Annotated in this window: 10 protein-coding genes and 1 pseudogene; 9 read left to right on the top strand and 2 right to left on the bottom strand. The window is 50.4% G+C overall.

What is annotated here, in order from left to right; genetic code table 11:
- Nucleotides 1-46 precede the first annotated feature (46 nt).
- Nucleotides 47-1,699 carry a PucR family transcriptional regulator gene (locus EDM55_RS00790; RefSeq protein ID WP_122959403.1) on the bottom strand — a complete coding sequence of 551 codons (1,653 nt, stop codon included), beginning with the start codon at nucleotides 1,697-1,699 and terminating at the stop codon, nucleotides 47-49.
- Nucleotides 1,700-1,873: 174 nt separating this feature from the next.
- Between EDM55_RS00790 and EDM55_RS00785 the strand changes: the two genes are divergently transcribed.
- From EDM55_RS00785 to EDM55_RS00765, 5 genes and pseudogenes are all read left to right on the top strand, one after another.
- Entirely contained in the window at nucleotides 1,874-3,382 is a 1,509-nt protein-coding gene (locus EDM55_RS00785) for a CoA-acylating methylmalonate-semialdehyde dehydrogenase (protein ID WP_092266824.1), read from the top strand.
- Nucleotides 3,383-3,395: 13 nt separating this feature from the next.
- Nucleotides 3,396-4,757 (top strand): aspartate aminotransferase family protein, encoded by a 1,362-nt coding sequence (locus EDM55_RS00780; RefSeq protein WP_122959402.1) that lies wholly within the window; start codon nucleotides 3,396-3,398, stop codon nucleotides 4,755-4,757.
- Between the two features lie 181 nt (nucleotides 4,758-4,938).
- A complete protein-coding gene (locus tag EDM55_RS00775; RefSeq protein WP_092266826.1) occupies nucleotides 4,939-5,523 on the top strand; it encodes an LOG family protein in 585 nt (194 codons plus the stop codon).
- Between the two features lie 65 nt (nucleotides 5,524-5,588).
- Nucleotides 5,589-5,981: pseudogene (locus tag EDM55_RS00770) on the top strand (alcohol dehydrogenase catalytic domain-containing protein); the annotation flags it as partial.
- Nucleotides 5,982-6,274: 293 nt separating this feature from the next.
- The gene (locus tag EDM55_RS00765; RefSeq protein WP_122959401.1) at nucleotides 6,275-7,606 is read left to right on the top strand and encodes a hypothetical protein; all 1,332 of its coding nucleotides are present in this window, start codon (nucleotides 6,275-6,277) and stop codon (nucleotides 7,604-7,606) included.
- A 101-nt stretch (nucleotides 7,607-7,707) separates the two neighbouring features.
- Here the strand turns inward: EDM55_RS00765 and EDM55_RS00760 are convergent, their stop codons facing one another.
- Complete coding sequence (locus EDM55_RS00760; protein WP_092266828.1) at nucleotides 7,708-8,592, bottom strand: aminoglycoside phosphotransferase family protein; 885 nt, start codon at nucleotides 8,590-8,592, stop codon at nucleotides 7,708-7,710.
- Between the two features lie 117 nt (nucleotides 8,593-8,709).
- Here EDM55_RS00760 and EDM55_RS00755 point away from each other — a divergent pair, with 117 nt between their 5' ends.
- The 4 genes from EDM55_RS00755 to EDM55_RS00740 all read left to right on the top strand — a co-directional run bounded on the left by EDM55_RS00755 (nucleotide 8,710) and on the right by EDM55_RS00740 (nucleotide 12,920).
- Nucleotides 8,710-10,539, top strand: coding sequence for a UbiD family decarboxylase (locus tag EDM55_RS00755; RefSeq protein ID WP_092266829.1), 1,830 nt, complete (start codon nucleotides 8,710-8,712; stop codon nucleotides 10,537-10,539).
- 315 nt (nucleotides 10,540-10,854) lie between these two features.
- Nucleotides 10,855-11,265 (top strand): ABC transporter substrate-binding protein, encoded by a 411-nt coding sequence (locus EDM55_RS00750; protein WP_170184290.1) that lies wholly within the window; start codon nucleotides 10,855-10,857, stop codon nucleotides 11,263-11,265.
- A 196-nt stretch (nucleotides 11,266-11,461) separates the two neighbouring features.
- Complete coding sequence (locus tag EDM55_RS00745) at nucleotides 11,462-11,818, top strand: ABC transporter substrate-binding protein (protein WP_141295116.1); 357 nt, start codon at nucleotides 11,462-11,464, stop codon at nucleotides 11,816-11,818.
- Nucleotides 11,819-11,984: 166 nt separating this feature from the next.
- On the top strand, nucleotides 11,985-12,920 hold the full coding sequence (locus tag EDM55_RS00740; protein ID WP_092266832.1) for an aldo/keto reductase: 936 nt from the start codon (nucleotides 11,985-11,987) through the stop codon (nucleotides 12,918-12,920).
- The last annotated feature ends 48 nt before the right edge of the window (nucleotides 12,921-12,968 follow it).

The raw sequence follows: 12,968 nt of genomic DNA, 5'->3' as shown, positions 1-12,968 counted from the left end.
GAATGCTTCGGGCCGGTCCTTTTTTTATTGGATTCGCACGTGTTCCTTATTGCTGAGAAGGCACTGTAACCTGTTCCGTACTTTTCAGCCAATCAAGCGCCCGCAAGGCAATTTCCAAACACAATCGCCGGTGGGGGAGCATGTAATCTTCCCCGAGGCATTCTGCGATTTTGTCGAGTCGATGGTACAGCGTTTGTCTGTGGATGTATAGCTTCTCCGCTGCCTCTTGCTTGGACAGATTGGTATCCAGATAGACGCGCAAGGTGTGCACCAGCTGTGATCCATGCTCCCGATCATGTACGAGGAGCGGCTCGAGGTAATCATGAATGAAGCTTTGCAGCACAGGCTCGTGCGGGATGTGGAAAAGCAGGCGAAATAGGCCAAGGTCTGCGAAAAACGGGCTTTGTGCTTCATTTTGGAAAGCGAGTGCTTGTTCTGCCTCTGCCAGATGCTTGCCTGCATCCGCCAGTTTTTTTCCGGTCCGTCCTATGCCAAACCAGATATGGGTATCTGCTCCGAGCATTTGCTTCGTGATGCGTGTCAGCTCTTTCATTACCTTTTTCAGGAAACGCCGTGAATCTGTCACTGACTGTTTTTCGACGAGGAGAAAGGTAAACCGTTGTCCCGTACAGCGAACAAAAGGGCGGAAGCCTAGGCGGGTCAGGGCAGAGCGAAATACAGCTGTCAAGTCGTGGGGTGGCTGCGCATCGGGATGATCTCCTGGGCTTCTTTGGAAAGAGAGCAGCAGGGTGTGATACGAAGGAGGCTTGCCAGTCATGGGAAGACCCATCACAGATCGCATCCATTCTTCCGGGACTGGTCGGTTGGCAATTAAATCATCGAACAGGCGATTTTCAGAGGCCAAAGCCTGTTCCTCTACAAACATTTTGCGCATCATGATTTGAGCGAGTGTGCTGACCGTACTGTCTAAGGTCAGAAGCAGGTACTCATCGGATTGACGTTCAAAGAGAACAAGTCCTACGTAAGCTAGCAAGTGACCCATCGCCATCACCGGGTGATAAATTATTTGCTTCGTATCGGTCAGGGCAAAGGAGCCTGCTGTCGTGATCGGTTCCTCCCTTTGTCCAAAGTGTGTACGCAGCAGCTCCGTGAGTTCGGATTGGACGCTTTGAGGGAGGGGAGGAACGTAGAGAGGAGTGCTCTCTGGTGTATAGAAAAACACCTGTGTTTGGACTGCCGTCTGAAAATGCTGCAAAACTCTGGGGATCCCCTGCGTTTGCAGGCTGATCTGTTGAAGGCTGCGGGAGTAAGTCTCCAGATCGCGCAATGCCTGCATTTGGCGGTTGACCAAATGCTCGTGCAGGTCCTGGGTAATATCGACAAAACGGACCGGCTGATGAAAGACGATGAGCGGAAACTCGTGGTGATTAGCCAGTTCCAGCATGTCTTGGGGAATCTGCGGGATGTAATCTCCGAGCTCCATGCACAAGCCGACTGCTTTCCTGCGAATCAGCTCGGACAAGTAAGCCAACCGCTTTTCCCGCTCACCGCCAAAACCAAGGCCAGTCGCGAGGATCAGTTCTCCTCCGTTTAAATATTGGCAGGAATCTGCAGACTCGATGACGTGGACCCAGCGTATCGGGCGTGCTAGCCCTCTCCTGCCAGCCACCACCTCCGCGTGTTTGAACAAGGGACGTCTGATCGATTCCGCAACAGTTAAGCGCCAGTCATTGCTCATAAAATCCCTCCTCACGTGTCTGCATGAAAATAGGTGGGCTCTCATTTTTTTGAATTTGACATTCTGTATGATTCAGACTAATCAATGATTGTCGTTTTGTCTAGTGATGACAGGCATTGTTTTTGGATAAAATGGAATTGTCAAACAATGAACGAACGTGGAGGAGTTGAGCGGATGAGCACAACAACTGTCGGCAATCCATTAAAAAACTACATCGGAGGAGAATGGGTCGAATCCCAGACGAGTCGCTATGAAGATATTCCGAATCCAGCAACGGGCGAACTGTTATCGCGCGTACCGCTTTCTACCAGGGAAGACGTAGATCTGGCCGTTCAAGCAGCGAAAGCAGCTTTTGTCGGGTGGAGCGCGACTCCTGTTGTAGATCGGGCGCGGGTGATGTTCCGTTTTCAAAATCTCTTGTTTCAGCATCAGGATGAGCTTGCCGAAATGATTACGAAAGAAAACGGAAAGAATTTTCCGGAAGCACAAGCGGAAATTTTGCGCGGCATCGAAATGGTAGAGTTCGCATGTGGAATGCCTACGCTCTTGATGGGAGAGACGCTGCCGAACATCGCAAACCAAATCGATGGGCAAGTCCTCCGCTTTCCTTTGGGCGTCGTCGCAGGGATCACCCCGTTCAATTTCCCGATGATGGTTCCCATGTGGATGTTCCCGATCGCGATTGCTGCGGGCAATACGTTTGTCCTGAAGCCTTCGGAGCGTACTCCGATCTCCAGTGTCCGCATCGCCGAGCTGTTAAAGGAAGCAGGGCTGCCAGACGGAGTGTTCAACGTCGTCAACGGAGCGCATGATGTCGTGAACGGCTTGCTGGACCATCCAGATGTAAAAGCAATTTCATTCGTAGGCTCCCAGCCGGTAGCAGAATACGTGTACAAGACGGCCGCTGCCAATGGCAAGCGCGTACAGGCTTTGGCAGGGGCGAAAAACCACCACCTCGTCATGCCAGATACGGATCTGCGCCGTGCTGCGAAAACGATTGCCAGCTCTGCGTTTGGATGTGCTGGAGAGCGGTGCATGGCGGCGAGTGCCGTAGTTGTTGTGGAAGAGGTCGCGGATCAGCTCATCTCCCACTTGATCGAGGAATCCAATGCACTGAGCATGGGGAACGGTCTGGAAGAAGGAGTTGACCTGGGGCCAGTCATCCGCGACTCCCATCTGTCCAAAGTCCATGATTACATCGAAAAAGGCGTAGCTGCTGGTGCCGACCTGGTTCGTGACGGACGCGAGGATGCAAAAGCACATCCAGATGGCTACTTCCTCGGCCCAACGATTTTTGACAAGGCAAATGCGGAAATGGTCATCGTACGGGACGAAATCTTCGCGCCGGTTCTGAGCGTCATGCGCGTGAAGGATTTCGAGGATGGCCTGGAGACGATTAGCCGCTCCCGCTTTGGCAATGGGGCAACTATTTATACGAACAACGGGAAATGGGGTCGGGAGTTCGTACAGCGGGTAGAAGCGGGGATGGTCGGTGTGAACGTAGGTGTGCCAGCACCAATGGGCTTCTTTGCTTTCTCTGGCTGGAAGCAGTCGTTCTACGGAGATTTGCATGCAAACGGGAAGGACGGCGTGTTGTTCTATACAAAGAAAAAGACAGTGACATCACGCTGGTTTGAGGATGGAGATACCAGCATCGGATCGCAAAAAGTGTTCGTGAAATAAGGAGGAATCTGAGATGGAGGATCAGCTGACGAAATCCTTTGACAAAGAAAGCCTGCTGGATGCAGACCGTTCTCATATGTGGCATCATATGTCTCCGTACAACCCCAATCCAATGATCGTGACCGAAGCGAGCGGCTCGTGGATCACGGACATTGACGGGAACCGCTATCTGGACGGGATGTCCGGTCTGTGGTGCGTAAACATCGGGTATGGCCGCCAGGAGCTCGCCGATGCGGCGTATGAACAGCTGAAGCAGCTGGCGTATTTTCCGTTGACGCAAAGCCATGTGCCGGCGATTCGTCTGGCGGAAAAAGTCAGTGAATGGCTGGGGGAAGAGTACCGCGTCTTTTTCTCCAACAGTGGCTCGGAAGCCAACGAAGTCGCCTTTAAAATTGCCCGCCAATTCCATCACCAAAACGGGGAGCCGGGCCGATACAAATTCATTTCCCGCCACCGTGCGTATCACGGAAACACGATGGGTGCACTGGCAGCAACAGGCCAATCCATTCGCAAAGAGAAGTACGAACCGTTGGCGCCAGGCTTCCTGCATGTCCCTCCGCCGTATTGCTACCGCTGTCCGGCAGGCAAGTCGTACGGCAAGTGCAATATGGAATGCGCCCAGTTTTTCGATCAGGTCATCAACTGGGAAGGGGAGAAGTCGGTAGCGGCGGTAATTATGGAGCCGACCATTACCGGAGGCGGAGTCATCGTACCTGCTCCTGAGTACATGCCAAAGGTTCGCGAGATTTGCGACAAGTACGGGGTACTGATGATTGTGGATGAAGTCATTTGTGGCTTCGGTCGATCCGGTGAGCGTTTTGGTCACCAAAATTTCGGCGTCAAGCCGGACATCGTGACGATGGCGAAAGGGATCACCAGCGCCTATCTGCCGTTGTCAGCGACTGCGGTACGTGCCTCTATCGCCGATAAATTCAACGAGCAAGGAACCAACCTGCACTTCCGCCACGTGAATACGTTTGGCGGCAACCCTGCAGCTTGTGCGCTTGCCCTGAAAAACCTCGAGTTGATGGAGGAAGAACAGCTGGTTGAGCGCTCCAAAGAGCTTGGAGAAGAGCTGCGCACCAAGCTAGCTTTCCTGGCCGAGCATCCTTATGTAGGGGATATTCGCAGCTTTGGGTTCCTGATGGGTATTGAGATGGTAGAAGACCGTAAAACGAAGGAGCCTGCCGCACCGGCCAAGCTGACACAGGTCATTGCCGAATGCAAAAAACGCGGGCTGATTATCGGACGAAACGGAGATACCATCCCTGGCTTCAATAATGTGCTTACGCTCTCGCCGCCGTTTAGCACGACCAGTGATGATATTGACTTCATCGCACAGGTAATGAGAGAGGCGTTTGATACGCTAGAATAAAAGAGTGGCACCAGTTTTGAAAAGCAGGTAATATCGACAGGCGATTTCAGCCATGTTGATCATCTACCTGCTTTTTTCTGTTTGTTTCTGTCATTCTTTTTATGGCGTGGTAAAAAATGATGCGATACACTAACTATTGTGGCAAATAACATTCACATCAACCAAGTCTCGGGAGGATATCATGAAACGTATTTGTGTATTCGCAGGCTCCAATCCAGGAGTCAATCCTGCTTTCGAACAAATTGCACAAGAGCTGGGCAGAGAGCTGGTCGCACGCGAGCTTGACTTGGTGTATGGCGGGTCCAATATGGGACTGATGGGGAGAGTAGCCAACTCCGTACTGGCGGGTGGAGGAAAAGCGATCGGGATCATGCCGACAGGACTTTTCCGTGGTGAAATCGTGCACACTGGATTAACCGAGCTGCATGAAGTAACTACAATGCACGAGAGAAAAGCCATGATGAATGATCTCTCTGACGGCTTTATTGCATTGCCAGGCGGATACGGGACATTCGAGGAAATTTTTGAAGTAGTGAGCTGGGGTCAAATCGGCATCCATACAAAACCGATCGGACTGTTGAACGTAGACGGCTATTACACACCTCTGATGGAAATGGTGAACCATGCGACGGCTGCAGGATTCATTCCTGTAATGCAAGGCGAGCTGATCTTGTGCGAGAGCGATCCTGCTGTTTTGTTGGATAAAATGCGGGATTACACGCCTCCAGTGAAAACGAACAAATGGTCGGAATTGACCGAGAAGTGATATATACAATAATCCGAAAGAGGACACAAAAATGTGTCCTCTTTCTTTCAAGGCATAGTTTTTTTAACCCTTCTGACCTAATACCGATAAGAGGGTCTTATGCTCATCGGATTTCTTTACCCAATATCCCAGGTTATGAAGGGGTAGGAATTGTAGAAGATGCAGGGCGTTTAGCTCCTCCAAATCTCATTGGGAAACGTGTTTTACCATTGCGTGGGGAGGGTACATGGCAAGAATTTGTGAAGACATCCGCTAAATTTGCAGTTGCTATACCTGATACAATAGATGATTTTACAGCTTCGCAGATGTATATAAATCCAATTACGGCTTTGGTGATTTGTACAGAAGTTTTAAAATTACGTTCGGACGATGTTTTATTGGTCAATGCCTATGGTTCTTCAATTGGGCGAATTTTCGCTCAGTTATCAAAGGCATTTTGCTTTCGATTGATTGCAGTCGTTTGATGAAGGTGGATTCGCTCTACGACTTAGCAGATGTAGCAAATGCTATTCATGCTGTCGAATATGCAAAAATAACCAAAGGGAAAGTCTTTTTGACAAGTCTCGCGAGCCGGGGGACATAGCGCGTAATGAAAAAAGCAGCTTGGACTGATCGCTCAGCGGGCTGCTTTTTTATACCTTGACAATGCTAGGTGAAAGATGGTATTTTTAAACAATATGAAATAACCGAGTATCAATATCGGAATAATTGGTTTTTGTATCTTACAGAGAGAGCAAGAGGAGGAACTTCTATGATTCAATCGAAAAAAATGCTGCAGCTTTCCGCATCTGCTGCACTGCTGGCGACTTTGGTTCTGCCACAATTTGCAAGTGCTGCCGAACAGACAACCGCTGCTGCTGCACCTGTAACACTTTCTGTACAGCAAGCGTCTAGCGCGAATGTAGAGTTTAGCAGCTATGTAAAGCAACAATACGGAATCCAGCTTACAGGAAATGTGACGCGTGACCAGTACGGAACCGCATTGGCCAAAGTTGTGGCAAGCATTACCAGTATAACGGAAAAAGAGGCAGCTGCCAAAGGTTTCTTGTCCGCAGGATCGACGCCGTTGCTTTTGGGCGAAGCGATCAGTGCGACAATCCAAGCAGCTGATTTGAAAGAGCTGGCTCTTACATACAGCGAACAGAAGGTAGCGGCAGCCTTGAAAAAAGCAGGCATTTCCTATGCAAAGGGAGGAACCCTCTCGCAAAAGACCGCTCAGGGCATTGCTGTAGCATTGGATACAGGCATCGTTTCAGCAAGTCAGCTGAGCGCCAGTAAAGTGACCGGTGCCGTTTCAGCGGATCTTGCCTATCAATTGCTTGGAAAGGTATCGGAGCTCGGCGGTCATTATAAAAACTACCTCGGTACGATCAGCGAAGACGGGATATACGGTAAATTGGCTCAAGCATGGCACGAATCCCAAATCCTGAAGGCAGGAGAGCTGCAGGAAGTCGTGGATACGGCTCTCAAACAAAACCTCGTAACGGGCTACAATTTGAAGGATGCAGCGTTTGACCCGCACTTTGATCCAGCGAGGACCATTACCTATGGTCACAGCGATCTTAGCCATGCTATTCAATTGATCGGCCTTTTGAAAAGCGAAGGCATCGATGCAAAAGTCCAGTTCGAGCCAAAGACTTCGGCATTCATCTATCTGAAAGAGTGGGGAGAGCCTGTTCAAACAGATGATTACCAAGTGGTCCAAATTGAAAATGGCAACTACATCGCCTACGCGAAAGAATACGACCTTAGCTTCGAATTTGCGAGCGTCGAAGACAAAAAACGCTTCCAGCCTCTAATTTTGCAATATGCGAAGAAAGATGCTGAGGATCAAACAGGTCTGATCAAAGGCTCCTGGTGGCAGCCACTCTACCACTCTCGTACAGAGCTGGCAGACTATCCTGTCATTACCAATAACCTTTTGAAAGAGGGCCGCTATATCGTGCAGTCGTTCTCGCTGAATGACCAATCGGCGAAAGTAGTGGAAGGCTTTAAGAAGCTGGACAGCAAGCTTACCGTGGAGACCTATCAGTTCTGGGTAGACCAGCCGTTCTACAACTATTTGCTGGGTGAGTATAAATAAGAATAAGCAAAAAGCATCTTTTGCGGATCAAAGGCGCCATTCGGCCCAATGATTCCCCAGAAGATGCTTTTTTTTGCCTGTTGGATCGCCCGGTTCTCCCTTCAGATGTGATTCCCTCGGTGATCAGTGAGTACTTCCTCGATCGTACGTCTGGAAATGTCCGACAGAACGGGATTCGTATGGCGATAGTAAGCGAGCGCCGTGAGTCCAAACGAAAGGGCCCAACCGCTCCCGCGTAGCCAGGTCACATCGTCAACGGCTAAACCCTCGCGAAAAGCTGGTCGGGATTGATCGTTTAAGACGGTCCAAGCGCACATACAGTCACATGCAGGATCGCCTACTCCCAAGAGGCCAAAGTCAATGACAGCGCTCAGACGGTTATTTTGTACCAACAGATTTCCCGGATGGAGATCGCCGTGCAGCCAGACAGGCTCTCCCTCCCATTTCGGAGCATGAAGGGAGGCTTCCCACGCTTCGGTTGCTTCTGTTCTATCAAATACATCGTGCAGAGCTTCGATTGCTTTTCGTACGGCTGCATCACGAAGCATAAGCGGCTCCCCACGCCCTGAATTGTGAGGGCCAGGTGCCGGTCCTTCTGTGGAAGGGAATTGCTGGAGCGTTCTGAGAAAGGAGGCCATGGAATGTGCAGCGTGTGGAAGATCCCCGATGGGTTCATTCACGGCGTTATCCCCTTCGAGCCAGCGATTTACAGACCATCTCCATGGATAGTCCAGGGCTGGCATTCCCATCGCTATTGGTGTCGGTATGGGGAGTGGGAGCATGGAGGCCATGGAAGGCAGCCATTTGTGTTCTTTTTCGACCTGTCCGATGGCCCAGTCTACGCGAGGAATTCGGACTGACATGTGTTCTCCGAGCCGGAAGATGACATTGTCGGTTCCTCCTGACTGTACGGAAGCGAGTGGAAGGTCCGCCCACTGGGGGAATTGTCCTGCGATCAAACGCTTTACGAGAGCTTCGTCGATCATTCCCTTCTCGGATTGGAAAAAAGCAAAAACAACAGGCGATACACCTGTCTCATGATGTATGATAGATAAGGGAACGCTGTTATCAACCAACCTTCTAGCGAATGGAGAATATTGTTGATGTATCGGAATTTAGAAGATTGCCTAGTTGATTTGGAAAAGAATGGACACTTGGTACGCATTCGAGAAGAAGTGGATCCTTACCTGGAGATGGCTGCGATTCACTTGAAAGCATATGAAGCAAATGGACCGGCCTTGTTGTTTGAAAACGTAAAAGGATCGAAGTTTCGAGCAGCGTCCAACCTGTTTGGAACCATCGAACGCAGCAAGTTCATTTTCAGAGATACGTGGAGGGCTGTCGAAAACGTCATCGCTCTGCGCAACGACCCGATGAAAGCCTTAAAGAATCCTTTTAAACATATCGGAAGCGGACTGGCGGCGTGGAAAGCACTCCCGGCAAAGCAATCGAATAGCCAACCCGTATCCACCCATGAGATTCAAATTACTGACCTCCCTTTTATCCAAAGCTGGCCGATGGACGGGGGAGCGTTCGTGACGTTGCCTCAAGTATACTCGGAAGACCCAGACAAGCCGGGCATCATGAATTCCAATCTCGGGATGTATCGCGTACAGCTGAGCGGTAATGACTACGAGCTGAATAAGGAAATCGGGCTGCACTACCAGATTCACCGCGGGATTGGCATCCATCAGGACAAGGCCAACAAGCGGGGAGAGCCTCTCAAAGTCAGCTGCTTTATCGGGGGGCCTCCTGCACACACGCTGTCCGCCGTCATGCCACTGCCAGAAGGCATGAGTGAGCTGACGTTTGCGGGCATGCTGGCAGGACGACGTTTTCAGTACAGCTACATCGACGGCTACTGCATCAGCAACGATGCGGACTTCGTCATTACCGGGGAGATTCACGCTGGAGATACGAAGCCAGAGGGGCCATTTGGCGATCACTTGGGGTACTACAGTCTGACGCATCCGTTTCCGGTCATGAAAGTGAAAAAAGTATATGCCAAGCCGAACGCTATTTTCCCATTTACCGTGGTAGGGCGTCCTCCACAGGAAGATACGTCGTTTGGCGCGCTCATTCACGAACTGACTGGGGATGCCATCGTGAAAGAGATTCCAGGGGTCAAAGAGGTCCATGCTGTGGATGCGGCCGGCGTACATCCGCTGCTTTTTGCCATTGGCAGCGAACGGTACACGCCTTACCAGCAGGTCAAACAGCCAACGGAGCTGCTGACGATTGCCAACCGAATTTTGGGGACGGGTCAGCTGAGTTTGGCCAAGTATTTGTTCATTACCGCAGAAGACAAGCAGCCTTTGGATACCCATCGCGAAGAGGAGTTTCTGACGTACATCCTGGAACGCTTGGATCTGCACCGGGATATTCACTTCCAAACGAATACAACGATCGATACGCTCGATTATTCGGGAACTGGCCTGAACAGTGGCTCCAAGGTAGTCATCGCCGCCTATGGGGATAAATGCAGAGATTTGTGCACGGACGTACCAGAAGCCCTGAAGGATTTGCGTTCGTATACCGCTCCTCGCCTCGTGATGCCGGGGATCGTCGCCATCCAGGGTCCAAGCTTTACCAGCCACGAGCAAGTAGCACGGGAAATGAACGAGCTGAGCGATGCGATCAGGGAACGCGGCGGACTGCCCACTTGCCCGATGATCGTCCTCTGCGATGATAGTGCGTTTCTCTCCGCGAATCTCAACAATTTTTTGTGGGCGACATTTACGCGCAGCAACCCTTCCCACGATATTCACGGGGTAAACAGCTACTATGAGAACAAGCACTGGGCGTGCGACAACATGATCATCGATGCTCGGATGAAGCCGCACCATGCGCCGCCGTTGATTCCTGATCCGACCGTAGAAAAAAATATCGAGCGTCTATTTGCCAAAGGAGCGAGTCTGGAGGGCGTCCTTTAGAGAAAGCCTAGGGCGAGAACGAGAGACTGCCGATGCAAGTGAAAGAGGGTTACTGCTATGCTCGACCAACAGATGTTTCCCTTGGAGTAAATCGATATCGTGAAATTCCGTCCTTCTGATCTATTGGAATAAAGGACGTTTGATTGCCAGGCCATCCTGGTCACGATCGGTGGAAAGGGAGAATGGCGTATCGGGGAAAAGCGCTATGCACTGGATCAAAGCGGAAAGGTATTCTTTTGCAATCCAGGCACGGAACTCCTCTATACGAGCAGTGATACTCAGCAAGGGTGCAGCTTTTACGAGCTTTCCTTCCATGTGTATGCGAATTACACAGGCTGCTTGCTCGCTTTGGGTGTCACTCCGATCATCGCAAAGATCAATCCATTTATCCAGCGGCATTTTCGCAGCCAGCTAGAGGGAGCAGACGTCCAGACAGTGGATCTCCTCACTTTTCATTACAACAAGCTGATCGCGAAGGCATCGCCTGATTTGGTCCTGTGCTACGACTCCTATGAGGATCTAAACGAGCTGAGAAGGATTGCCCCGACCGTAGCGATCTCCTTGTCATCGCTAAGCTGGCGGGATCAATTTATACTGATCGCCGAGCTTGTCAATGCTGTTGGGAAAGCGAAGGAATGGCTGGGGCGTTTTGACGAAAAGATCGCACTCGCAAAGCGGCTGCTGGAACAAAAGATCGATACGACAGAGTCAGTTTGGGGAAAGTGATGGAGCAGCTCACAGGATAAAGGAAAAGAATCAAGAGGAAGCTTGGCATTTGCCAGGCTTTTTTCCGTTGGATGAGGCAATTTTCGGAGGCATCATATTTTCATAAATCGAAGGTCACTTTTTATCATGGATGGGTATTCGAGGCGTATGCTATCATTTCAGTCGATAATGATTATCATTTACGGCAGAAAGACCTTTGAGCGAGAGGAAGATTACAGGGAAGAAGATAGCAGGTGGAATCGCCACACTCCTATTGTTGTTCTCTCTCATGGCAACGGACTGCGGCAGCCAGGCGGAGAGCAATGGACGGAATCAAACAAACGGAAAGAGCGAAGCAGCTGCGCCTTCATCGAGTGCGTCTGCCAGCAAACCGATTACTTACTTGGGCAAGGAGTATCAGGTACCTGAGAAGCCAAAAAAAATCGCAGTCCTGTCCGTCGAAGGATTGGAAGAAATGCATATTCTCGGCGTGAAACCATACGCGGCAGCCAAGGACATGTACGTGAATGGAATTCCCGAGGAGGTCGGATGCGGAAGCACTAAAACCGATTAGCAACGGATCTTCTAGCAACGGATCTTCTAATGTGAGCATACACCCGAGAATTAGACACTCTATTTGGAAACTGGTATAATTTTCTTGATAAATTACTCACTTCTCCCATCTGTACAATCAGAATAAGACGAACAAATCGGAAAAGCCAAAGGAGCGGATCGTTATCATGACCCAAAAAACACGAATCGGGAAAACGGATTTGTACGTCAACCCAATTGGACTGGGAACGAATGCGGTAGGTGGCCACAATATTTATCCGAACCTCAGTGATGAGACAGGCAGAGAGGTCGTTCGAGCAGCTTTTGAAAACGGAATTCAATTTCTCGATACGGCTTTTATTTACGGGCCAGGTCGCTCGGAGGAACTGATTGGCGAGGTCATCAAAGAAAAAGGCAACCGTCAAGATGTCGTCATCGCGACGAAGGGTGCGCATAAATTCGTAGACGGCAAAGTTGTCGTAGATAATTCTCCAGTGTTCTTGCAGGAGAGTGTGGAAAACAGTCTGCGTCGTCTGCAGACGGACTATATCGATCTGTACTACATACATTTTCCAGATGAAACCACGCCAAAAGACGAAGCGGTTGGCGCATTGGCGAAGCTGAAAGAAGCGGGGAAAATCCGTGCAATCGGCGTATCCAACTTTACGATCGACCAGCTGCGGCAAGCAAATGCAGATGGCTATGTGGACGTTCTTCAATCCGAGTACAACCTGTTCAAGCGTGAGGTCGAAAAGGAAATCTTGCCTTATTGCGTAGATAAAGGAATCTCCTTTGTCCCTTATTTCCCTCTGGCTGCAGGCTTGCTGGGAGGAAAATATACGAGAGATACCACCTTCGTCGATGGCAGAAGCCGCAATCCGATGTTCCAAGGGGAGCCGTTTGCCCGTAACCTGGAGAAGGTCGAGCAAGTCAGGGAAATCGCGAATGCCAAAGGCGCGGAAGTCGCACATGTCGTCCTCGCTTGGTATTTGACTGTCGATGGGATCGATGCCTTGATTCCAGGGGCGAAAAAGCCGGAGCAAGTCACCAATACGTTGAAGACGCTGGATGTTCATTTAACCGCAGAAGAAATCGAGCGAATCCATCAGATTTTCCAGGCGTAAATCTTTCCATCCAAAAGCCAATCCGATCCACAGCTGCTGTGTGAACGG

The sequence above is a fragment of the Brevibacillus centrosporus genome, assembly GCF_003710815.1.
GTDB lineage: Bacteria > Bacillota > Bacilli > Brevibacillales > Brevibacillaceae > Brevibacillus > Brevibacillus centrosporus.
This window is presented reverse-complemented; position numbering and strand designations above follow the sequence as displayed.